Origin of the sequence: Streptomyces roseirectus, from assembly GCF_014489635.1 — a bacterium.
Lineage (GTDB): Bacteria > Actinomycetota > Actinomycetes > Streptomycetales > Streptomycetaceae > Streptomyces > Streptomyces roseirectus.
Genome location: NZ_CP060828.1, coordinates 9,136,987 through 9,161,597 on the forward strand (window position 1 = coordinate 9,136,987; position 24,611 = coordinate 9,161,597).

General features: G+C 73.0%; 7 protein-coding genes and 2 pseudogenes. 6 read left to right on the plus strand and 3 right to left on the minus strand.

Annotated features, from left to right (window positions below):
• Nucleotides 1–100: 100 nt before the first annotated feature.
• The gene (locus IAG44_RS39290) at nt 101–1,312 is read left to right on the plus strand and encodes a cytochrome P450 (RefSeq protein WP_187751804.1); all 1,212 of its coding nucleotides are present in this window, start codon (nt 101–103) and stop codon (nt 1,310–1,312) included.
• Nucleotides 1,313–1,591: 279 nt separating this feature from the next.
• Here IAG44_RS39290 and IAG44_RS39295 read toward each other — a convergent pair whose 3' ends face one another.
• Together IAG44_RS39295 and IAG44_RS39300 are read right to left on the minus strand one after the other, a co-directional pair.
• On the minus strand, nt 1,592–2,065 hold the full coding sequence (locus IAG44_RS39295) for a hypothetical protein (protein WP_187751805.1): 474 nt from the start codon (nt 2,063–2,065) through the stop codon (nt 1,592–1,594).
• A gap of 1,047 nt (nt 2,066–3,112) precedes the next feature.
• A pseudogene (locus tag IAG44_RS39300) lies at nt 3,113–3,702 on the minus strand (LysR substrate-binding domain-containing protein); the annotation flags it as partial.
• Here IAG44_RS39300 and IAG44_RS39305 point away from each other — a divergent pair.
• The 3 genes and pseudogenes from IAG44_RS39305 to IAG44_RS39315 form a co-directional block, all read left to right on the plus strand.
• Nucleotides 3,692–4,090, plus strand: a pseudogene (locus IAG44_RS39305) (CoA-transferase); the annotation flags it as partial. The pseudogenes IAG44_RS39300 and IAG44_RS39305 sit on opposite strands and share 11 nt — an antisense overlap.
• 132 nt (nt 4,091–4,222) lie before the next feature.
• Nucleotides 4,223–4,390 carry a hypothetical protein gene (locus IAG44_RS39310; protein ID WP_187751806.1) on the plus strand — a complete coding sequence of 56 codons (168 nt, stop codon included), beginning with the start codon at nt 4,223–4,225 and terminating at the stop codon, nt 4,388–4,390.
• Between the two features lie 137 nt (nt 4,391–4,527).
• Nucleotides 4,528–5,202 (plus strand): RICIN domain-containing protein, encoded by a 675-nt coding sequence (locus tag IAG44_RS39315; RefSeq protein WP_187751807.1) that lies wholly within the window; start codon nt 4,528–4,530, stop codon nt 5,200–5,202.
• A gap of 146 nt (nt 5,203–5,348) precedes the next feature.
• On the opposite strand, the gene IAG44_RS39320 is transcribed toward IAG44_RS39315, so the two are convergent.
• The gene (locus IAG44_RS39320; protein WP_187751808.1) at nt 5,349–6,101 is read right to left on the minus strand and encodes an aspartyl/asparaginyl beta-hydroxylase domain-containing protein; all 753 of its coding nucleotides are present in this window, start codon (nt 6,099–6,101) and stop codon (nt 5,349–5,351) included.
• A gap of 238 nt (nt 6,102–6,339) precedes the next feature.
• Here IAG44_RS39320 and IAG44_RS39325 point away from each other — a divergent pair, with 238 nt between their 5' ends.
• On the plus strand, nt 6,340–14,238 hold the full coding sequence (locus IAG44_RS39325; protein ID WP_187751809.1) for a non-ribosomal peptide synthetase: 7,899 nt from the start codon (nt 6,340–6,342) through the stop codon (nt 14,236–14,238).
• Nucleotides 14,235–24,566 carry a non-ribosomal peptide synthetase gene (locus IAG44_RS39330; RefSeq protein ID WP_187751810.1) on the plus strand — a complete coding sequence of 3,444 codons (10,332 nt, stop codon included), beginning with the start codon at nt 14,235–14,237 and terminating at the stop codon, nt 24,564–24,566. Before IAG44_RS39325 ends, IAG44_RS39330 begins: the two co-directional genes overlap by 4 nt.
• Nucleotides 24,567–24,611 lie beyond the last annotated feature (45 nt).

The following is a 24,611-nucleotide window of genomic DNA, read 5'->3' on the forward strand; positions in this document are numbered from 1 at the left end:
CGGCTCCGCGGACGCGGGCCGATTGGCGCGAACTTTATTGGCAGTGACTGACAGTAAAGTGCTACGGTCGGGCCACCGGAAGGAACACCGGAGGAGAGCCATGAGCGTTGCCGCCGAGCGTCCGCACCTGCCCTTCACCCGCCCGAACGTTCTCGATCTCGCCCCCTTCTACGCGGTGCTGCGCAAGGAGGCCCCCGTCGCACCCGTCACCACCCCGGCCGGGGACCCCGCCTGGCTGGTCACCCGCTTCGACGAGGTCCGGGACCTGCTCGGCGACAAGCGGCTCGGCCGCTCCCACCCCGAGCCGGAACGCGCCGCACGCATCACCTCCGCCGCGATCCTGGACGGCCCCTCGGGCAACTACGACACCGAGGAGGCCGACCACACCCGGATGCGCCGGCTGCTCACCCCGGCGTTCTCGGCCAAGCGGATGCAGCTGCTCTCCGGCCACGTCCAAGACCTGGTCGACGGCTGCGTCGACCGACTGCTCACCGACCACGCCGACGCCCCCGACGGCGTGGTGGACCTGCACACCGGGCTGGCCTTCCCGCTGCCGGTCGCGGTCATCTGCCGCCTGCTCGGAGTCTCCGAGGACGACCACGAGTACTTCGCCGCGCTGTCGGAACGCATGGCCAACTACGCCATCGGCGACGAAGCCCACCGGGCGCGCGACGAGTTCAGCCGCTACATGATCGGCCTCGTCGAGACCAAACGCGGACGGCTGGGCGAGGACGTGATCTCCGACATCGTCCGCGCCCAGAGCACCGACCCGGACCACGACTACGACGAGATGATCCGGCTCTGCGTCGGGCTGCTGTTCGCCGGGCACGAGACCACGGTCAACCGCATCGGCCTGGGCACGCTCTTCCTGCTGACCCACCGCGAGCAGTGGCGGGCGCTGACCGACGACCCGGACGGCCGGGTCAACGCCACCGTCGAGGAGATCATGCGCATGGGCGCGCCCGGCGACCTCGGGCTGCTGCGCTACGCCCACACCGACCTCGACGTCGCCGGCGTCACCATCCGGCGCGGCGACGCCGTGATCCTGTCCGTCAACGCCGCCAACCGTGACGCCACCGTCTTCACCGACGCCGAGACCTTCGACCCCGACCGCGAGGAGCGCGGCCACCTCGGATTCGGCCACGGCATGCACTTCTGCATCGGGGCGAGCCTGGCCCGCGTCGAACTGCGCGTCGTGTTCGCCGCCCTGGCCCGCCGCCTCCCCGGCCTGCGGCTCGCCAAACCCCTCGACGAACTGGAGGTGCGCACCACCCTCACCGGCGGCGTCACCGAACTCCCCGTCACCTGGTGACCTCGCCGCAGCGGGGTCGGACGAGCGCCGGCCGCAGCGCCTCGACCGGCCGGCGGCACACCGGACCCGGCATCGTGGCCGAGCCCACACAGGACGCCGCGGAAGCCCGCGCGCCGCACAGGTACGAGCGCGGCCTGTCCCCCTACGCCACGGAGCCGGGCGAATCGGCATGCGCCGCGACGCCACAGCCGGCGAGGCCGACACGGATGAGACCGCCCGTGAGGTCGAACATGACCAACGGCATGTCGCTCCCTTCCACCCGTGTGCCTCCCAGGAGCGCTAATCGTAAAACGTCACTAGCTTCTGCGATCCCGGGTCGTTGGTGGCGAGGTAGAGTTCGGCCCGATTATTGTCACCATCGACGTAGGCGCCAACATTCCACGTCTCGCAGCCACCTGCTATCTGCGTTCGAGTACTGCCGACTTTCTCGTCGGAGTTGCTCTCGTCGTACTCGTAGAGGGCGTAATCCGCACTGCCGGACCAGCTGGTGGTTACACAGGCATGGAATTCTCCGCCATGTGATAAGGCGTAACCTGTTGATATGTAGTTTCCTGACCCCAGATATGTGAAGCCCGTGGTGCCTATCAGGTCCCAGGTAGGGGGTATGTCTGCGGGCGACGCCGAAGAGGAATACCCCGTGGAGGCCGGCGGGTTCGACTCCAGCGTGCTACCCGAGGCGGTGGCTGGAAGTGCTACGGCGAGGAGCCCGGCGACAGGGACGACGCGCAGGACTCCACGAAAAGTTGCGAGCATGGGATCACCCTTTCTGTCACCTTCGAGTGAGTGCCTACTGCCACGTGCACACAGTACTGAAACGAGCGTTGGCACGCCTTGGCTAGAATTCTCCCACTCAAGTCCGGTATCTTTTTTCGCGGCAGAAAATCGACCCACCAAGATGAGCCTTGATCCAAAGATGGACAGTCAGGGAGTGTCGATCAATAACTCTCCGTCTTGATCTCCTATTTGGGAATGCATCGCACGGACCCCCTCTCCTCCTCGGCGCAGAACCGGCGGAGAACCCAGGGTTACGGCACAGTCGCACGCCGTCCGGCTCGTGAACATCCGAGGAAGAGGGAGCCCGTCCACAGGCCGGTGCCGCGGCCGCGGTCGGGGTTCGGGGCGAGCCAGATCACTGCGAAGCCGAGGGCGCAAAGGCCGAAGGCGGTGGGGGAGGGCTCGTCCGCGCGGCCGGCCGGCCGGGGCCGGGGCAGGAAGGCGGCCATGGCGGGGGCGAGCAGCAGACTCACGGCGTGGGCCCAGAACGGTGCATGCCAGTCGGCCGGAGTAGCAGTCGCCCGATCAGCGTGGTGCGTACGTCGGCGAAGTGGTCCTGCATCTGCGGCAGGACGGGGGCGGTGAGCACGGCGCCCAGGATGGGCAGACAGGCGCGCTGGCCATCAGCAGCGTGAGGCGAAGCCGGTGGCTGGGTCGGACACGGTCTGCTCGGGCGGGACGTCTGCGACAGCTTCGGACGGCGGGGAAGGGAGCGGGGGCACGGGTGCGGGCATGCGGGAACTCCACGTGGCGGGTCGGGAGGGGAACGGGGCGGTGCGGCCGTCGTGGTTGGGCCGTCCGGTAACCCGTGGCAGGTTCGGAGTGTGGTGCCGATGGCTGCCGGACGTCGCGGCGGGCCGGTTCGCCGGGTGCCTGCGTGGTCCCGGCGGCGGGGGATGGTGTGGCTCCGGCGCCGGGTGGAGACGACTGCGGGCCAACGGGCAGGTTCTGCCCAGCCCTCGTCCGATCGATGTCGAGGATGTGGGTCATCCGGGCCTTGGGTGCCAGGCACGTGCACGGGGCCCGTTATCTCGGTGCGGCCGTGGCGATCCGGGCGGGCTCGGAAGCGGACAGCCGCGCTCCCACGCGGGCCGCGGTCTCGCGGAGCCAGATGTGGGCCGCGTCGTGGGTGTGCATCGGGTGCCACCACAGTGCTTCTTGGAGGGGGACCGCCCCGTAGGGGGGTTCCATGAGGCGTACGGCGGCCACGCCGCGCAGCGGCTCGGCCAGGCGCTGCTGGACCAGGGCGAGCCGGCGGGTGCCGGCGACCAGGAAGGGCAGCGCCTGGAAGCTGTCGACGGAGATCTCCACGCGGGCATCGACACCGAGCATGCTCAACTGCCGGGCGCCCGGCGCGTCGTGGGCGCGCTGGTAGATGACCCAGGGCAGCCGTGCCAGGTCGTCCATGGTCAGCTGGTCGCCGACCTCGTCGTTCGTCTCGGCCACCAGGAAGACCCAGCGGTCGGTGAACAGGTCGACGGCGGGGAAACCGCTGATGACACCGCGCGGCATCAGCAGCCCGTCGGCTGAGCTGAGCAGCGGCGCCGTCTCCTCGGTGACATCGGTGGGCGTCTGCTGGAAGCGCAGCCGTACCCCCCCGGGGCCTCGGCGTGCACGGTCGGCATGATCCGCGGCGGTCACATCGACACCGCGGTGCTGGGCGCCATGCAGGTGTCGGAACGCGGTGACCTGGCCAACTGGATGATCCCCGGAAAGATGGTCAAGGGCATGGGCGGGGCGATGGACCTGGTCCACGGCGCCCGCCGGGTCATCGTCCTGATGGAGCACACCGCCAAGGGCGGCAGCCCGAAGATCCGCACAGAATGCACCCTCCCGCTGACCGGCGAACGGTGCGTCCACCGCGTCATCACCGACCTCGGCGTCTTCGACGTCACCCCCGACGGCCTCACCGTCGTCGAGACCGCACCCGGCATCACCCTCGACGAGATCACCGCGAAGACCGCCGCACCCCTGCGGACCGACGCCGTCACCGCCGCCTGCTGAACGCGGCCGTCGACGCCCCCGCTCGCAGGTTCGGGCAGCGGCCCGTCACCACTGCCCGAACACGGCCGAGCCCGGCAGTCCCTCCATCCCGGGTGCCCCCTTCCCGGGCAGTCGGGTGAGTGGAAGGTTTCCGTGAGTACCCGGAGACCCCGTGCTGGCCGGCGTCCCCATCCGCGAGATCGCCGCCCGCAGGCCGCCGACTTCAGCCGGGTGTTTTGCGGCGTCTACGGCATCCCGCCCAGGGAGTACCGCGAGCGCGCCGCCGCCCACCCCGAACTCCCGCACCGGCGGGCCGAGTAGAGCGTCCTGCCCGAGCGGCTTGTGCGGTCCGTGGGCGGGCGGCGGGTCCTTTTCCGCGCGGCCAGGATGTGACTGGTGGAGTTCCGCCGGTGTGCTGCATAGTGCGCGGGAACATTCTCGCGGAGGGGGAGCCACGGGTGCCGCAGACGTCGCAGGGTTCGCAGGCGGGAGAAGGGGCGGACCCGGCTCCGGCCGGGCGTCCGCCGGAGCATCCGCCCAGGTGGTCCTGGTGGCTGGTCGGCATCGTCATCCCGCTGGTCGGCATCGCCGTCACCGTCCTCACGGTGCCGTCGCAGTCCCCGAACCGCCCACCGGCCCCACCCGCCTCCTCGTCCCCCGCCACCACCCGGCCCCCCGCGTCCCCGCCCCCGCTCCCCGTCGGCCTGTTCCGCCTCACCAACGCCGACAGCCTCATGTGCCTGTCGCCGCCCCCGGGGAACTCCACCCCCGCCGCGGGGCTCGTGCAGGGCGACTGTGACGCGCGTCCCGAGCAGTTCTGGAGACTCCGCAGGGAGGAGACCGGCACGGGCGTCGTGTACTCGGTCCGCAACCAGCACACCGGGCTGTGCCTGTCGGTCGACGCCGCGCACAAGGAGAACGACGTCACCGTCACGCAGTACCTGTGCGGCGACGAGAACGGCCTCTTCCCGGACCAGTTCTGGAGCTTCCGCTACGACACCCTCCGCCACGCGTGGCGGCTGGTCAGCCGCAACAGCGGCAAGTGCGTCGCCCTGCCCGCCGGAAGCGGTGACGGGGAGCAGGCGCTCCAGGAGGACTGCGACGGCGGGACCTGGACGCTCTGGCGCACCTGAGCCGTCAGACGCCCTGGGCTTCTTCACGGGGGGACTTCAAAGGGTTCAAAGGGGAGGACGAGCCGGAAGACGCAGCCCTCGCCGGCCCCCGTGCCCCTGGGCGGCCACCGAGGCGATCGCGAGGCCGAGGCCGGCTCCCGGGTGGTTCAGGACTCGCCGGTCAGTTGGCGTATCTCGGTGACCAGGGTGGTGAGGGCCTTGCGCTCCGGCAGAGTGGTCTCGGGGTGCCAGAGGTCGACCAGGAGGCAGGTCCGGGGGCGGGTGCCGTGGTTCCAGGCGTCGTGCTCGAAGGAGTAGTCGAACAGCAGGCACTCGCCCTCCTTCCACTGGCGTGCCTCGCCGGCCACGCTGATGCCGCACCCCTCGGGGATGTCGACGGCGAGGTGGAGGTTGATGCTGAAGTTCCACAGATCGCAGTGGGGCGCGATCACCGCGCCCGGTAGCAGCGTGGAGAAGTGGCTCTCCAGGAGCGGGCAGAGTTTCTCCGTCTCGACGGCCGTCTCCCGCAGGATCCGGTAGGCCGTCGGGACCAGCGGCTCGGACTCCGGGACGGGCCCGCCCGCCCGGTAGAGGTAGAGCGCCTGCCAGTCCTCCTGGCGCACCAGGTAGTGCTCGTAGTCGGAGAACCGGCCGCGACGCTCGGCCCAGGCCGAGGCGAGCTCTTCCTTGATCGCGGCATGCCCGGCCTCGAAGGCCCGCACGACGGGGGCGATCTCGGGGTGCCCGTACGGGTCGTGCCAGGGCCGCCGCGAGATGCCCGGCATGATCCATTTGGCGTTCTTCTGCAAGGGATGCCTGGCCTGGGGGGCCGGGTCGAGCATCTGTGTGACCCGGTCGATCGACCGGGGGCCGTACTCGTCTCTGATCGCCGCGAAAGCGGCTTCGATCTCCGGTGTCATGCCGTCGCTTTTCCTTTCCGGAACAGCCTGATTGCCAGAGGCAGCGTGGCCCATGCGGACGGGCGCGGAAAGTCACGGATATTCGGCACCGAGATTCCTCGGTCCCGCGTTCTCGGCGGGCCGCCCGCGACGGTCAAGAGCCTGTTTTCCGTGACTTCCGGGCTTTCTCTCGGCCTTGCACAGTGGACGCCGACCACGACATCGCCCGTCGTTCCGCCGAGTGAGAAGAGACAACCGCATGTCCGCTGAGGAGCGCGACCGTCTGCCTCTGACGTCCCCGCAGGCCGGCATCTGGGTGGCCCAGCAGCTCAATCCCGAGAGCTGCGACTATCACATTGCCGAATACCTGGAAATCCGTGGCGCGGTCGATGCCGGACTTTTCCAGGAAGCCCTGCGCATCATGATCGACGAGACCGAATGCCTGCAGGTGCGCTTCGTGGAGGAGGACGGCCAGGTCTGGCAGGTTCCGCACCGGACGGCGCCGCTGGAACTGGACGTGGTGGACGTCAGCGACCACCCCGACCCCCGGGCCGGGGCGGAGGAGCACATGCGGGCGATGCTCGCCCGGCCCATCGACCTCGCCCGTGATCCGCTGGACCGCCACCTGCTCTTCCGCGCCGGACCCGAACGCTACTTCTGGCTCCACGCGCCCCACCACATCGTGGTCGACGGCGTCACGGGCGCCATGATGATCCGCCGGGTCGCCGAGGCGTACACCGCCCTGGTGAACGGCACACCGCTCGCCCCCGCCACCGGCGCTCCGCTGCGGCAGATCGTGACGGAGGACCGGGACTACCGCAGCTCGGAGCAGTTCGCGCAGGACCGGGCCTACTGGCTGGAGCGGATGACGGGCCTCCCGGAAACCGTCAGTTTCGGCGGCCGCACCGGGGTGACTCCCTCGGGCCGGGTACTCCGCCGCCGCACCGACCTCGGGCCGGAGACCGCGCAGGCGCTGCGGGCCCTCGCCCGGCGCACCCGGACCAGGTGGACGGTCGTCGTGCTGGCCGCGGCCGCCGCCTATCTGCACCGCGTCAGCGGAGCGGAGGACCTGGTCCTCGGCCTGCCGGTGACCGGCCGCACCACCCCCGCCGCCCGCGCCGCCCACGGCGTGTTCTCCAACATCCTTCCGCTGCGGCTCACGGTCACCTCCGCCACCACGGTCGAGGACCTGGTACGGCAGACCTCCCAGGCCGTGCGCGAGGGGCTGCGGCACCAGCGCTATCCCGTCGACGACCTGAAGCGGGACCTCGCCCTCGGCGAGAGCGGCCGCAGGCTGTGGGACGCCGCCGTCAACGTCATGGCCTTCGACTACGACGTGACCTTCGCGGGACTGCCCGCGACCGCCCACAACCTCAGCGTCGGGCCGGTCGACTACCTCTCCACCAACGTCTACGAGCGCGGCGACGGCACCATCGGCCTCCAGTTCGAGGTGGACGCCGCCCGCTGCGACCTCGATGAACTGGCCGCGCACCAGAGCCGTATCGCCGACTTCGTCGCCACCGTCGCACGGGCCGCCGAGGACACCACCGTCGGCGGTCTCGACATCCTCTCCCCGGCCGACCTGAGGGTCCTGCTGGAGTACGGCGACGGCGGCACCGCACCGGTCGCCGCCGGCCGGGGCCTGCACCAGCTCTTCGAGGAGCAGGCCCGGCGCACCCCGGAGGCGGTGGCCGTCGTCTGCGACGGCGAGCAGGTCACCTACCGCGAACTGGAGGAGCGGTCCGAAGAGGTCGCCCGGCGGCTGCGGCCGCTCACCGGCCCGGACCGGCCCGTCGGTGTCTGCGTCGACCGTTCCCCGGGCATGGTCACCGCCGTGCTGGCGGTCCTCAAGGCCGGCGGCTGCTACGTCCCCCTCGACCCGGGTCTGCCGCCGCGCCGTCTGGAGTACATCGTCCAGGACGCCGCGATCGACACCGTGGTGAGCCGGCCGGAACTGGCCGACCGGCTGCCCGCCGCCGTGCGGACCGTGGTCCCGGTCGAACCGCCGGCGCGGCGCGGGCCGTCGGCACAGGAAGAGGCGGGAACCCCAGCCCCGGCCTCAGCCCCGGCCCCGGATCCGGCCGCTGCCGCCGACGTCAGCCCCGCCCGCGCCGCCTACATGCTCTACACCTCCGGCAGCACCGGGCAGCCCAAGGGCGTGGTCGTCAGCCACGGCGCCGCCGTCGGCTTCACCCTTCAGAACCTCGCGGCCTGCCGGGTCGGCCCCGAGTCCCGCTTCCTCGGCTTCGCGGCGCTCACCTTCGACGTCTCCGTCCTGGAGATCTTCGGGGCGCTGCTCAGCGGCGGGACGCTGGTGCTGGCCACCGACGAGGAGCGGCTGGACATCGACCGGCTGCAGGACCTGATGGCCACTCAGGCGGTCACCGTCGCCGACCTGCCCACCGCCCTCATGCCGCTGCTCGACCCCTCCGCCCTGCCCGCGCTCACCTTCGTCTCCACCGGCGGCGAGGCCCCCTCCGGCGACGTCGTGGACCGCTGGGCGGCCCCCGGGCGCGAGGTCTGGAACACCTACGGCCCCACCGAGACCACCGTCGTGGTGGCCATGCACCGCTGCACCGCGCCCTCGGGAGGAACGGCCCCGCCGATCGGCCGGCCCACGGTCAACCACCGGCTCTACGTGGTGGACGCCCAACTGCGGCTGGTGCCGCCCGGCGTTCCGGGCGAACTGTGCGTCTCCGGCGACGGGCTGGCGCGCGGCTACCTCGGCCGCTCCGGCCTGACAGCGGGCCGGTTCGTCCCCGCCCCCTGGTCCGACACCCCCGGCACGCGGATGTACCGGACCGGCGACCTGGTCCGCTGGAACGACCGGGGAGAACTGGAGTTCCTGGGCCGGATCGACCAGCAGGTGAAGATCAACGGTCACCGGATCGAACTGGGCGAGATCGAGACGGAGTTGATCCGGCACCCGGCCGTCGCGCAGGCCGCCGTCCTGGTCCAGGAGCTGCCGGCCGGCGGCAGGCGACTGGTCGCCCACGTGGTCGGCGCCGCAGGCCCGCAGCCCGTACCCGCCGCCCTGCGGTCCCACCTCGCCGAGGCGCTGCCCCACTACATGGTCCCGCACAGCTATGTCGTCCGGGCGAGCCTGCCGTTGACCACCAGCGGGAAGCTGGACCGCAAGGCCCTGGCCGCGGAACTCGCCGTGCCGCCCGAGTCGCCCAAGCCGCCCGAGCCGGCCGCCGGGACTTCGCTGCCGAGCTTCGGCACGGAGGCGGTGCTGTGCGGTCTGTTCGCACAGGTGCTGGGGCGCGAGAAGGTCGGTGCGCAGGAGGGGTTCTTCGAGCTGGGCGGTGACAGCATCACCGCGCTGACCCTGGTGAGCCGGGCGCGCGCGGCCGGGCTGACGATGACGCTCCGCGACGTCTTCACCCACCGCACGCCGGCGGCCCTGGCCCGCGACGCGGCCGAGACAGCGGCCCTCGACACCGAGGCCGCCGCGGCCGACCCCGCCCCCCAGACCGCCGCGGCCGACCCCGACGTCCCCCTCACCCCGATCATGCGGTGGCTGCTGGACACCCCCGGCCCAGTGGACCGCTTCAGCCAGTCGGTGCTGGTGCAGACCCCCGCGGACACCGACCAGGACCGCCTCACGGCCGTCCTCCAGGCACTCCTCGACCACCACGACATGCTGCGCCTGCGTACCGAAACCGCCGAGGGCGCCGAGCCCGCCTGCCGCATCCAGCCCCGCCCGGCGCCGGTCCACCTCACCCGCGTCGACCTGACCGGCCTCGACGAGGAGGCCCGCCGAGCGGCCGTCGCCCGGGAGACCGAGGCCGCCCCCGGACGGCTGGACCCCGCGGCCGGAACGGTGACGCAGGCCATCTGGTTCGACTTCGGCCGTGACCGGCCGGGCCGACTCCTGCTCTGCCTGCACCACCTGGTCGTCGACGGCGTCTCCTGGCGGGTGCTGCTCGCGGACCTGGCCGAGGCATGGGCGGCGGTGTCCGCAGGCCGGCCGGTCCAGCTCCAGCCGGTCGAGACCCCCTTCCCCACCTGGGCCAAGCACCTCGGCGCACTGGCCCTCGACTCGTCCACCACCGGGCAACTCCCGCTGTGGCGCGGCATCCTGAGCCCCGCCGACCCCGTCCCGGCCCCGCTGACCGACCGGGTGCCCGACCCCGCGCGCGACACGGCGGCCACCACCCGCACCCTGACCGTCACCCTGCCCGCCGAGGTGGTCCAGCCACTGCTGACCACCACCGGCGCGGCCCTGCGCACCGGCCCCGACGGGCTGATGCTCGCCGCACTGGCCCTGGCCGCGCACCGCGGACAGCAGCGCTCCGGCAGCCGGGCAGCCGCGATGGCCTCCCTCCTGGTGGACCTGGAGGGGCACGGCCGCGACGCCCACCCCGCCGGCGGCCCCGACCTCTCCCGTACCGTCGGCTGGTTCACCACCCAGTACCCGGCCCGTATCGACCTGCGGGGACTCGACCTGACCGCGGCCTGGCGCGGCGGCCCCGCACTCGCCGACCTGGCCCGGCGGGTACGGGACGACCTCGCGGCCCTGCCGAACGGCGCCGGCTACGGCCTGCTGCGCCACCTCCACCCCACAGCCCGCACGGAGCTGGCCGGACTGCCGCAGCCGCCCATCCTCTTCAACTACCTCGGCCGCTTCCCCGCCGCCGACGAAGGCCCCTGGAAACCGGCTCCCGAGAGCAGCGCCCTCGGGGCCGACACCCCGCCGGAGATGCCGGCCGAACACTGCCTGCAGATCGACGTCCTGGTACGCGGTCGGTCCGGCTCCGACGAACTGACCGCGCGGTTCACCTGGCCGCGGGCGCTGCTCTCCGAGACCGAGGCCACCGGACTCGCCGACGACTGGGCCCAGGCCCTGCGGCTGCTGGCGGCCTGGTCCGACGAGGCCGGGGCGCACCGGCTCACCCCGGCCGACTGCCCCCTCGTACAGCTCGACCGGATCCGGCTGGACCGGCTCGCGGACACCCACCCCGGCCTGGCCGAGGTCCTGCCGCTCTCGCCGCTCCAGGAGGGCCTGTTCTTCCACGCCTCCTACGACGAGCAGACCGTCGACGCCTACACCGGGCAGCTCATCCTCGACCTGCGCGGCCCGCTCGACCTGCCGGCGCTCAAGGAGTCCTTGCGCACCCTGCTGCGCCGCCACGACGCCCTGCGGGCGGGCTTCACCGACCACGGCCTGACCGAGCCCGTCCAGATCGTCCTGGCCGAGGTGGACGCCCCCCTCGACGTGACGGACCTGTCCGGCCTCGGGGACGGGGCACGGCAGGAGGCGCTGACCCGCCTGCTCGACGAGGACCGGCTGCGCCGCTTCGACCTGGCCAGGCCACCCTTGGTGCGCTTCACCCTCGTCCGGCTCGGGGAGAGCGAGCACCGCCTGGTGATGACCAACCATCACATCCTCTGGGACGGCTGGTCCGCCGCGGTGCTGCTGAAGGAACTCCTCGCCGGCTACGCCGCGTGCGCCGGGCACACCCCGTGGACGCCGGAACCGGCCGAGCCCTTCCGTTCCTACCTGGCCTGGCACGCCCGCCAGGACCGCGCCGCCGCGGCCGCCGCCTGGCAGCGCGCACTGGACGGGCCGGCGGTGCCGACCCTCCTGGCCGGCACCGAACTCCATCGCGTCGCCACCCTGCCCGAGCGCATCCCCGTCGAACTGGACGCCGACCTCACCGCGCGCCTCACCGCCCGCGCCCGCTCCGCCGGAGTGACGCTGAGCAGCGTGGTCCAGGGAAGCTGGGCGATCCTGCTGAGCCGGTTCACCGGCCGCGACGACGTCGTGTTCGGCGGCACGGTCTCCGGGCGGACCCCCGACCTCCCCGGCATCGAGCACATGGTCGGCCTGCTGATCAACACCCTCCCGGTGCGCTTCCGGATCAGGGAGGACGAACCGCTCGTCGAGGCCCTGGCACGCTTCCAGGACGAGCAGACCCCGCTCCTCGACCACCAGCACCTCGGCCTCGCCGACATCCAGCACCAGGCGGGACTGGGCACCCTCTTCGACACCGCCGTGGCCTTCGAGAACTACCCGGTCGACGAGGAAAGCCTCAGCGGCGCGGCCGCCGGACTGCGGCTCGCCGGCGTCGAGGGCACGGACGCCACCCACTACACCGTCAACCTCGTCGTCCTGCCCGGCGAGCGGCTGTGCCTCAACCTGGACCACCGGCCCGACGTACTGGACCCGTCCCTCGCGCACGGCATGGCCGACGTACTGCGGCGACTGCTCACCGCGGTGGCCGAGCAGCCGGACCTCCCGGTCGGCGCGGTCGAGCTGATGTCCGCCGAGGAGCGCCACCGCGTCCTGCGGGAGTGGAACGACACCGCCCGTCCCGTTCCCGAGGGCACCTTGGCCGACCTCTTCGAGCGGCGGGCCGCCCGTGATCCGCACCGGACCGCGACCGTCTTCGAGGAGGAGACGCTCACCTACCGGGAACTCGATGCCCGCGCCGACCGGCTCGCCGCGCGCCTGCGGGCCCGGGGCGCAGGCCCCGAGGGGATCGTGGCCGTGGCCCTGCACCGGTCGACCGAGATGGTGGTCGCGCTGCTGGCCGTCCTGAAGTCGGGCGCCGCCTATCTGCCGGTGGACCCCGGACTGCCCGCCGACCGCGTCGCCTACCTCCTGGCCGACGCCGCCCCCGCCCTGCTGATCACCGAGAGCGCCACGGCCGCCGCACTCCCGGACGAGCCGGCGGTGCCGCGCATGCTGCTCGACGAGACGGCCGACACCGCCGACGGGGCGGACGGGGCCGACCCGGGCGCTGCCGCAGCGACGGCGGCGGAACCGGCCCGCCCGACCGGCTCCGACCCGGCCTACGTCATCTACACCTCGGGCTCCACCGGCCGCCCCAAGGGCGTCGTGGTGACGCACGACGCCATCGTCAACCGCCTGGCGTGGATGCAGGACGCCTACCGGCTGGACGACAGCGACCGGGTGCTGCAGAAGACCCCGTTCGGGTTCGACGTCTCCGTCTGGGAGTTCTTCTGGCCGCTGCTGGAGGGCGCCACGCTGGTCGTGGCGCGGCCGGACGGGCACAAGGACCCCGCCTACCTGGCCCGCACGATCCAGGAACAGCGGATCACCACCGTCCACTTCGTGCCGTCGATGCTCGCGGCCTTCCTGGAGGAACCGACGGCGGCCGGCTGCCGCTCGCTGCGCCGGGTGGTGTGCAGCGGTGAGGCACTGTCCGAGCAGACGCAGAACCGCTTCCACGAAGTGCTCGACGTACCGCTGCACAACCTGTACGGCCCCACCGAGGCCGCCGTCGACGTGACCTTCTGGGAGTGCCGCCCCGGCCCCGGCCCGGTCCCCATCGGCCGGCCCATCTGGAACACCCGTCTGTACGTCCTCGATGCCGAGTTGCGGCCTGTGCCGGTGGGGGTCGTGGGTGAGCTGTACCTTGCCGGGGCGGGTTTGGCGCGTGGTTATCTCGGTCGGCCGGCGCTCACTGCGGAGCGTTTCCTCCCGGATCCGTTCGGGCCGGCCGGTGCCCGGATGTACCGCACGGGGGATCTGGCCCGGTGGCGTGCGGACGGTGTGGTGGAGTACCTGGGGCGTACCGATGACCAGGTGAAGATTCACGGGTTCCGGATCGAACTCGGTGAGATCGACGCGGTGTTGGCGCGGGTGTCGGGTGTGGCCCGTAGCGCGGTGATCGTGCGGGAGGACGCTCCGGGGGAGCGGAGGCTGGTGGGATACGTCGTTCCCGAACCCGGCGTCGCCTGTGATCCGGAGGTCGTGCGCCGGGCGCTGGCCGCGACTCTGCCCGAGTACATGGTTCCGGCGCTGGTCGTGGTCGACGACCTGCCCCTCACCCCCAACGGCAAACTCGACCGCAGGGCCCTGCCCGCCCCCTCGGCCCCCGCCGCGGAGTACGTCCCGCCCGCCACCGAGACCGAAGAACTCGTCGCCGGCCTGTGGGCCGAAATCCTCGGCGCCCCCCTGATCGGACGTCACGACAACTTCTTCGACCTGGGCGGCCACTCCCTGCGCGCCACCCGGGTGATGGCCAGACTCCGCCACTCCCTGGGGCTGGACCTGCCCCTGCACACCCTGTTCGACCGTCCCACCGTCGCCGCACTGGCCGACGCCGTAGAAACCGCACTGCTGGAAGAGCTCTTGCGCACCGGCAGCGAGCGGACCCACACCCACCAGGGAGGGATCGCGTGACCATCGAGGACAGCCGACCGATCGAGGTGTCCGGGACGGACCGGCTGACGGCCGCCCGGGAACTGCTCCGGCGCCGCGTCCAGTCGGCCCGCGACCGGCAGACCACCCGCCCCGACCACGTCATCCCCCCGAGCCCGGCCGGACCCGTCGCGTCCTTCGCCCAGGAACGGCTCTGGCTCACCGACCGCATCCTCGGCGACACGGCCGGCTACGCGGTGCCCGAACTGCTGCGGCTGCGCGGCCCCCTGGACACCGACCGGCTGCGGCACGCCCTGACCTCAGTGGTACGGCGCCACGAATCGCTGCGCACCGTGTTCGAGGAGCACGACGGCACTGCCCGCCCCGTCCCCCTGCCGCCCGGCGAGGTGCCGCTGCCCGTACGTGACCTGAGCGGTCCGGACGGAGCCGACCTCGAACAGCGGGCCGTGGCATGGGCCGTCGAGGAGGCCCGCAAGCCCTTCGACCTGGCCACCGGTCCGCTGGTGCGGGCCCTGCTCGTCCGGCTCGCCGACGACGACCACCTGTTCCTGCTGACGATCCACCACATCGCCACCGACGGCTGGTCGATGGCCCTGCTGTGGAAGGAACTGGGGGCCGCCTACCGCGCCCCGGCCCCCGCAGCCGAGCCGCTGCCCGACCTGCCGGTCGCCTACCGGGACTGGGCCCACTGGCAGCGCCGGCGCTTCGAGCGCGGCGAGTTCGACGGCTCCCTGAGGTACTGGGAGGAGCGGCTGAGCGGCCTCGCCCCGCTGGAACTGCCCACCGACCGCCCGCGCCCGGCCGCCCGGAGCGGCCGGGGGCAGAGCGTGGACTTCACCCTCACCCCCGCACTGACCGACCGGCTGCGGCACCTGGCACGCGCGGCGGACGCCACCGTCTTCATGACGCTGACGGCCGGTTTCCAGGCGCTGCTGGCCCGCTGGAGCGGCCAGAGCGACGTGGCGGTCGGCACCCCGGTGGCCGGCCGCGACCGGATGGAACTGGAGCCGCTGATCGGCTTCTTCGTCAACACCGTGGTGCTGCGCACCGAGATCCCCCGGGCCCTCACCTTCCGGGCCCTGCTGGAGCGGGTGCGACGGACCACGGTGGACGCCTACGACCACCAGGAGGTGCCGTTCGACCGCCTGGTGCAGCGGCTGCGGCCGGAGCGCGTCCTGGACCGCAACCCGCTGGTGCAGGTCATGATCGCCGCCGCCGAGGAGGAGACCGGGGGATTCCACCTGCCCGGTGTCTCGGTGGAGCGGGTCCCCGCCGACTTCGGCGGGGCCCAGTTCGACCTGAGCGTCTTCGTCGGCGAGCGCGCGGACCACTGCGCCGGCTCGCTGGTCTTCGACACCGACCTGTTCGACCGCGCCACCGCCGAACGCCTCGTCGCCCACTACGTCCGCCTGCTGGAGAGCGCCGTCGCGGACCCCGACCGGCCGCTGAACGAGCTGGACCTGCTCGATCTCGCCGAACGGCTGCGGCTGGAGCGCCGGCACGGCCCGGAGCGGGAACTGCCCGCGGTGCCCCTGCCCGAACTGTTCGCCCAGCAGGTCGCGCGCACCCCGGACACGGTGGCCGTGATCTGCGCGGACACCACCCTCACCTACGGCGAGCTGGACCGGCGTTCCGACGCCCTGGCCCGCCGGCTCGCGGCGGCCGGAGTGGGCCCGGAGAGCGCGGTGGGTCTGCTGATGGAGCGGTCCGCCGACCTGGTGACGGCCATGCTGGCGGTCCTGAAGGCAGGCGGCTGCTACGTGCCGCTGAACGACCGGTACCCGGTACAGAGGTCGCACTGGATCCTGGAGCGGACCGGGGCCGTCCTGCTGCTCGCCGACCCGGCCACGCTGACCCACCCCGTCGTCATCGGCTCCCCGGTACCGGTCCTGGACGCCACCGGGGACCACCGCGACGCCGCCGGAGCCGAGCCCCGTGCCCCGCACAGCCCCGGCCAGGCGGCCTACGTGATGTTCACCTCCGGCTCCACCGGCGAGCCGAAGGGCGTCGTCGTCACCCACGGCAACGTCGCGGCCCTCGCCCTGGACCGGTCCTTCGGCGACGCCCACCGGCGGGTGCTCGCCCACTCGCCGCATTCGTTCGACGCCTCCACCTACGAACTGTGGGTACCGCTGCTCTACGGCGGCCAGGTCGTCGTGGCCCCGCCCGGACAGCTGGACACCGCCACCCTCGGACGTCTGATCACCGAGCACGAGGTGACCGCCCTGTTCATCACCACCTCGCTGTTCAACCTGGTGGCCGAGGAGTGCCCGGAGATCCTGGCCGGGGTGCGGGAGGTGTGGACCGGCGGCGAGGCCGCGTCGGTCACCGCCTTCCGGCGGGCGCGGGAGGCGGCACCCGGCACGGTGTTCACCAACGTCTACGGGCCCACCGAGACCACCACCTTCGCCACCAGCCACCGGCTGACCCCGTCGGCACCGGCCGACGGCCGGCTGCCGATCGGCCGCCCGATGGACAACACCCGTCTGTACGTCCTCGATGCCGAGTTGCGGCCGGTGCCGGTGGGGGTCGTGGGGGAGTTGTACCTTGCCGGGGCGGGTTTGGCGCGTGGTTATCTGGGGCGGCCCGCGCTCACTGCGGAGCGTTTTGTTCCGGATCCGTTCGGGCCGGCCGGCGGCCGGATGTACCGCACGGGGGATCTGGCCCGGTGGCGTGCGGACGGTGTGGTGGAGTACCTGGGGCGTACCGATGACCAGGTGAAGATTCATGGGTTCCGGATCGAACTCGGTGAGATCGACGCCGTGTTGGCGCGGGTGCCGGGTGTGGCCCGCAGTGCGGTGATCGTGCGGGAGGACATTCCGGGGGAGCGTCGGCTGGTGGGGTATGTCGTCCCCGGACCCGGCGTCTCCTGTGATCCGGAGGTCGTGCGCCGGGCGCTGGCCGCGACCTTGCCCGAGTACATGGTCCCGGCGCTGGTCGTCGTCGACGACCTGCCCCTCACCCCCAACGGCAAACTCGATCAGCGCGCGCTCCCGGCACCGCCGGGCGACGCCCCGCGCGAGCACACCGCCCCGGACGGCCCGACCGAGGAGACCGTCGCCGCCGTGTGGGCGGAGGTACTGGGCGTCGAACGGGTCGGACGCGACGACGACTTCTTCGCCCTCGGCGGCCACTCCCTGCGCGCCACCCGCGCGGTGTCCCGGCTGAGCGGGCGCCTCGGCACCGAGATCCCGCTGAGGACGCTGTTCGAGCACCCCGTCCTGCACCGGTTCGCTGCCGCCGTCGACACCCACGCCGCCCCGGCCGCCCAGGACGTCATCACCCGCCGCCCCCCGAGCGCGGCCGCGCCGCTGTCGTACGCCCAGCAGCGGCTGTGGTTCCTCGACCAGCTCCAGCCCGGACGGCCCGACTACAACATCCCCGTCGTGGCCCGGCTGGACGGCCCCCTCGACACCGCGGCCCTGGCGAGCGCCCTGGCCCTGGTGGTCCGCCGCCACGAGGTGCTGCGGTCCCGGATCACCGTCGACGCCGGACGCCCGGTCCAGATCGTCGAGCCCGACGAGGTCTTCACCACCGAACTCACCGACCTCCGCGCGCTGCCCGTGGACCGGGCCGAGGCCCAGGCACTCGACCTCGCCCGCTCCGAGGCCGCCACCCCCTTCGATCTCACCGGCGCGCCGCTGCTGCGGGCCCGGATCGTCCGCACCGCCGAGGACACCCACCTCCTGATCCTGATCCTGCACCACACGGTCGGCGACGGCTGGTCCATGCCCGTCCTGTGGCGGGAACTGTCCGCCGGATACGCCGCACTCGTCCGGGGCGCCACCCCCGAACTGCCCGAACTGCCCATCCAGTACGCCGACTTCGCCCACTGGCAGCAGCAGCGCATGGACTCGGACGGCTTCGCCGCGGAGCTGGCCCACTGGAGCGGAAGGCTCGCCGGCACGACCCCGCTGGACCTGCCGACCGACCGGCCGCGCCCCCGCGTGCGCACCGGCGCCGGCGACAGCCTCACCTTCCGGCTGCCCGCCGACGTCCGCGACCGCCTGACCGCACTCGGCCAGGAGCACGGCGGCACCCTCTTCATGGTGCTGCTGGCCGGCTTCAAGGCGCTGCTGGCCCGCTGGAGCGGCCAGACCGACGTGGCGGTGGGCACCCCCATCGCCGGGCGCGGCCGCATCGAACTGGAGCCGCTGATCGGCTTCTTCGTCAACACGCTCGTCCTGCGCACCGCCCTGTCCGGCGACCCGTCCTTCCAGGACCTGCTGGCCCGCGTCAGGGACACCGCCCTGGCCGCCTACGACCACCAGGACCTCCCCTTCGACCGGCTCGTCGAGGAACTGCGCCCGGACCGAGACCTCAGCCGCAACCCCCTGTTCGACGTGCTCTTCCAGCTCCACCCCGAGCAGCCCGACTCCCTTCCCCTGGACGGCGTGTCGGTGCGGACCCTGGACGTGGACAACAACACCGCCAAGTTCGACCTCAGCCTCGCCCTCACCGAACTGCCGGACGGACTGCTCGGCACCCTCCAGTACGCCACCGACCTCTTCGACCGCACCACCGTGGAGCGCCTCGCCGAGCACTACGTACGACTCCTGCGGGATGCCCTGACCGACCCCGCCCGCAAGCTGTCCCGCCTGGACCTGCTCACCCCCGAGGAACGGCGAGCCCTCCACACCCTGCCGGCGGCCCCGCGGGCGGCCGCGGACCGGCTGCACGGGCTGGTCGAGGAACAGGTCCGCCGCAGCCCCGACGCGGTCGCCGTGACATGCGGCGCCGAACACCTCACCTACGCCGAACTCAACCGGCGCGCCAACCGGCTGGCCCGGTCCATCCGGAAACACGGAGCCGGACGCGGCGACACCGTCGCGGTGCTGCTCCCGCGCTCGGCGGAGACGGTCGTCGCCGTGCTCGCGGTGCTCAAGGCGGGTGCGGCCTACGTACCGGTGGACCCGTCCCACCCGGCCGAGCGGATCCGCACCGTCCTCGACGACAGCGGGGCCGCCCTGGTCCTCGTCCAGGGCGACCGGGCCGCCGTACCCGGGCGGACGCCCGTGCTCGACCTCGACCGGGAGCGGGCCCGCACCGACACCCTCCCGGACGACGACCTGCGGCTGCCCACGGGCCCGGACGACCTCGCGTACGTCATCTACACCTCCGGCTCCACCGGCCGGCCCAAGGGCGTGGCGGTCCGCCACGGCGGCATCACCGGCTACCTCTCCTACCTCACCGGCACCTTCGCCCTGGACGAGCGGGACGTGGTCCTCGCCCGCACGGCGCTCACCTTCGACCCCTCGGTCCGTGACCTGTTCGCACCGCTGAGCACCGGCGCCCGGGTGGTCGTCGCCTCCGACGACGAGGCCAGGGACCCCGAGGCACTGCTCGCCCTCATGGAGGCGGAGCGGGTCACCGCCGTCCTGTCCGTCGTGCCCTCACTGCTCAGCGAACTCGCCGCCACCGCGTCCGGCCCGCTCCGGGCGCCGCTGCGCCTGGTGATGACCACCGGCGAAGCCCTCACCCCGGGCTGCGCACGCGACGTCCGCCGCCTCGGCGCCGGGATCCGGCTGGTCAACCAGTACGGGCCCACTGAGTGCACCAACACCTCCACCTACCACGTGGTGACCGACGAGGACATCGACAGCGGCCGCATCCCCATCGGCCGCCCGATCCCCGGTGCCCGCTGCCTGATCCTGGGCGAACACCTGGAACCGGTACCGGCCGGAGCGGTCGGCGAACTGTTCATCGCCGGACCCGGCGTGGCGCGCGGCTACCTCGGCGACCCGGCCCGCACCGCCGCCGCCTACCTGCCCGACCCCTACGCGCCACCCGGCGGCAGGATGTACCGCACCGGCGACCTGGTACGCCGCCGCGCGGACGGCGTCCTGGAGTTCCACGGCCGGCGCGACAACCAGGTGAAGGTCCGCGGCCACCGCGTCGAACTGGGCGAGGTGGAGGCGGCCATGGCCCGCCACCCCGACGTGGGCCGGGCCGTCGCGGCCGCCCACGGGCAGGGCGCCGACCGGCACCTCGTCGGCTATGTCGTCTGGCGCACCACCGGCGAGCGCACCGCCCTGCTCGACTTCCTGCGCACCGCCCTGCCCGAGGCCGCGGTGCCCTCCGTCCTCGTCGAACTGGACGCGCTGCCCCTGCTGCCCAACGGCAAGGTCGACCGGACGGCCCTGCCCGCCCCGGAGGGCGAGCGGCTGCACCGCGCGTACCGCGCGCCGCGCACCGCACTGGAGCAAGCCGTGGCCGGCGTCTGGGCGGACGTGCTCGACTGCGGCCGCGTCGGCGCGCACGATCATTTCTTCGAACTCGGCGGCCACTCCCTGAAGGCCGCCCGCATGGTCTCCCGCCTGCGCGAGGTGCTGGGCCGCGAGATCGCGCTCCACCTGCTGTTCCAGCACCCGGTGCTGGCGGACTTCGCCCGCTCCCTGGAAGGCGCCGACCGGGCCGTCGCCGGGATCGAGCCGCTTTCTGAAGGACCGGCCCCGCTCTCCTTCGGACAGCAGCGGCTGTGGCTGCTCGACCAGCTCCAGCCCGGACGGCCCGACTACAACATGCCGACCGCCGTACGGTTCACCGGACCACTGGACCAAGGCGCCGCGCTGGCCGCCCTGCGCGGCGTCGTCGAACGGCACTCGGTGCTGCGCTCCCGCATCGTGCCCGGCCCCGACGGCCCCCGCCAGCGGACCGAACCGGCCGACGTGTTCGCACCGCAGCTCGTCGACCTGACGGACCTCGGACGCGACCAGGCCGAGGCCCGCGCCCGGGAGCTCGCCGAGGCCGACGCCGCCCGCCCGTTCGACCTGGCCCGAGCCCCCCTGCTGCGCGCCCGGCTGATCCGGCTCGCGGCCGAGGAACACCTGCTCGTCGTGGTCGTCCACCACCTCGCCTTCGACGGCTGGTCGATCGGAGTCCTCTGGGCCGAGTTCCACGCCGCCTACCAGGGCGCCGCTCCCACCCCGCCGCCGATCGGCTACCGGGACTTCGCGGCCTGGCAGAGACAACGCCTCACCGGCGAACTGCTGGACGGCCGGCTGGCGTACTGGCGCGAACGGCTCACCGGCACGACCCCGCTGGAGCTGCCCACCGACCACCCCCGCCCCGCGACCCCCTCGGGCCGTGGCGACCAGGTCGACTTCACCCTCCCACCGGCGCTCCTGGCGGACCTGCGCACCGTCGGACAGCGACAGAACGCCACGCTGTTCATGGTCCTGCTGGCCGGCTTCCAGGCACTGCTGGCCCGCTGGTCGGGCAGCACGGACATCGCCGTCGGCGCGCCCATCGCCGGCCGCGACCGGGCCGAGCTGGAGTCCCTGATCGGCTTCTTCGTCAACACGCTGGTCCTGCGCACCGACCTGTCCGGCGAGCCCACCTTCGAGGAACTTGTGGCGCGGGCCCGGGAGACCGCCCTGGGCGCCTACGCCCACCAGGACGTCCCCTTCGAACGGCTCGTGGAGGAGATGCGGGTCGAGCGGGACCTCAGCCGCCATCCCCTGTTCCAGGTGATGCTGGTGCTCAACGACGAGACGGCGGGCCCGCCCCGCTTCCCCGGCCTCACGGCCGAGCCCGTGGCACTCGGCAACGGCGGCTCCAAGTTCGACCTCTCCCTGTATCTGACGGAGGACGCCGACGGCCTGCACGGCCACGCCGTGTTCGCGGCGGACCTCTTCGAGCGGCGGACCGTCGTGCGGATGATGCGATCCTTCGAGCGGCTGCTCGAAGCCGCCGTGGCCGCACCCGGCCGTCCGTTCAGTGAACTGGAACTGCTGGACACGGCGGAACACGACCACCTCGTGCACGCCCTGAACGACACGGCGGCACCGCTGCCGGCCGAGACCGTCCACGGGATGATCGTCCGCCAGACGGCCCGCACTCCGGGCGCGGTGGCCGTCCGCGACGAGCGACGCGGCCTGACCTACGCCGAACTGGACGAGCGGGCGGAACAGTTGGCGGACGTACTGCGCGCGCGGGGCATCGGGCCGCGGTCGCTGGTCGCCGTGTCCGTGCAGCGCTCGGTGGACCTGCCGGTGTCCCTGCTGGCCGTCCTGAAGACCGGCGCGGCGTACGTGCCCGTCGACACCGCCTATCCACCCGAACGGGTCGAGCTGATGATCGCCGACAGCGGTGCGCGGGCGCTGCTGACCAGCGGCGACGACCATGGCGGCGCGCGGCTTCCGGACGGGGTGCAGACCCTGCGGGTGGACCACGTGGTGACGCAGCGGCGGCAGCCGTCCGCTGCCGCGCCCGGGGGGTCCGCCGACGACCTCGCCTACGTCATCTACACCTCCGGCTCGACCGGCCGCCCCAAGGGCGTCATGGTGCCGCACCGAGGCGTCGTCAACTTCGCCCTCGACATGGTCCGCAGACTGGAGATCACCGAAGGGGACGTCGTCGCCGCGGTGACCACCGCCTCCTTCGACATCGCCGTCATGGAACTGCTGGTGCCGCTGGTGACCGGGGCCACGGTCCACATCGTCACCAGGGACACGGCCCGCGACGGCAGCAGGCTCGCCAAGGAACTGGACCGGGCCGGCGCCACCCTCGTCCAGGCCACCCCGGCCACCTGGCACCTCCTCATGCAGGCCGGCTGGCGCAACCCGCACGTCAGGGCCCTGTGCGGCGGTGAGGCGCTGCCACCCGTCCTCGCCGAACGCCTGATCGCCGCCGTGGGCAGTGTGTGGAACGTCTACGGACCGACCGAGACCACGATCTGGTCCACCGCCCACCGGCTGGGCGGGGACGCTCCGGGCCGCCCGGTGCCGATCGGCCGGCCCCTCGCCAACACCCGGGCGCACGTCCTGGACGAACGGATGCGGCCGCTGCCGGCCGGGGTCTACGGGGAGCTGTACCTCGCCGGCGACGGTGTCGTGCGCGGCTACGCCGGCCGGCCGGGGCTCACCGCCGAGCGCTTCCTGCCCGATCCGTTCGCGGCACCCGGCGGCCGCATGTACCGCACCGGGGACCTGGTCCGGCGCCTGCCCGACGGCACCCTGGAGTACCGCGGACGGGGGGACGGCCAGGTCAAGGTGCGCGGCCACCGCATCGAACTCGGCGAGATCGAGACCGCGATGGCCCGCCACCCCGAGGTCGCCGAGGCGGCCGTCGCGGTCCACGGCACCGGAGTGGACGCGATCCTGGTCGGCTACGTGGTGTGGGACGGCCCCACCGGCAGCGCCCTGGCGCTGCGCGAGACCCTGCGGGAGAGCCTGCCGGACTTCATGGTGCCCTCGGCGCTGATGGAGCTGGACGCGCTGCCGCTCACCCCCAACGGCAAGCTCGACCGCAAGGCCCTGCCGGCGGTGGACCCGGCCCGCGCGAGACACGGCCTGCTGCTGCCGCGCGACGCGCTGGAACTGCGGATGACCCGCATCTGGGAACAGGTCCTCGACGTACGGCCGCTGGGCGTGCGGGACGACTTCTTCGCCCTCGGCGGCCACTCCCTCAAGGCGTTCGAACTGATCGCCGCCGTCCGCCAGGAGCTGGGCGTGGAACTGCCGCTCAACCTGGTCTTCCGCAATCCCACCGTGGAACTGCTCTGCGAGGCCGTGCCGGACGCCGGTGAGACCGCCGCCCGGCTGGTGGTCCCGCTCGCCGACGGCGACCCGGAGCAGCCGCCGCTCTTCCTCGTCCATCCGCGCGGCGGCGACGCCTGCTGCTACCTGCCGCTCGCCCAGGCCCTGGGCAGCACCCGGCGGGTGTACGGCGTGGAGGCGCTGGGCTACAACACCGCGCAGGCACCGCTGCGGCGGGTGGAGGACATGGCGGAGCGGTACCTGGCGGAGATCCGCGCGATCGCGCCGCACGGTCCGTACCTGATCGCCGGCTGGTCCTTCGGCGGGGCGGTGGGGTACGAGATCGCGACCCGGCTGGAGGCGGCGGGCGAGACGGTCGCCTTCTTCGGCGCCATCGACACCTCCGCCCCCGGCCGGGGACCGCGCCCGGCGAGCCCGGACGGCGTACCGGACGTCGTCCGCTACGGCATCGCGGCCGGCCTGGACGCCCAGCAGGTCCACGGGCTGGACGAGGAGTCCCTGATCGCGGCGCTGGTCCACCGGGGCCACGAGCAGGGCAGCCTTCCCCGCCGGGCCCGGACCGACGCCCTGCGGCGGATGCTGCGGGTGGCCGGCGCCAACGGCGAGGCGGCGGCGGCCTACCGCCCCGGCGCCGTCCTGCGAGCCGACGTCCGGCTGTTCACGGCCGCCGAGCGGCACCCGGAGCTGGACACCCCGCTGGTCGATCCCGACGCCTGGACCCCGCACACCCGCGGGCGGGTCCACCAGGTCCCCGTGCCCGGCAACCACCACAACCTGCTCGACGACCCCCATGGAGCCGTCCTCGCGGAGCGGCTGTCCGCCGCCCTGCGGGAGTCGGTCTCCCCCTGAACGCGGCCTCCGGCCCGGACGGGCCGGACACCGCGAGGCATCGCC

What these genes read in the sequence shown, in the direction of transcription:
- IAG44_RS39290 (WP_187751804.1), top strand. Translation starts at nt 101, where the DNA reads ATGAGCGTTGCCGCCGAGCGTCCGCACCTGCCCTTCACCCGCCCGAAC.
- IAG44_RS39295 (WP_187751805.1), bottom strand. Translation starts at nt 2,065, where the DNA reads ATGCTCGCAACTTTTCGTGGAGTCCTGCGCGTCGTCCCTGTCGCCGGG.
- IAG44_RS39325 (WP_187751809.1), top strand. Translation starts at nt 6,340, where the DNA reads ATGTCCGCTGAGGAGCGCGACCGTCTGCCTCTGACGTCCCCGCAGGCC.
- IAG44_RS39320 (WP_187751808.1), bottom strand. Translation starts at nt 6,101, where the DNA reads ATGACACCGGAGATCGAAGCCGCTTTCGCGGCGATCAGAGACGAGTAC.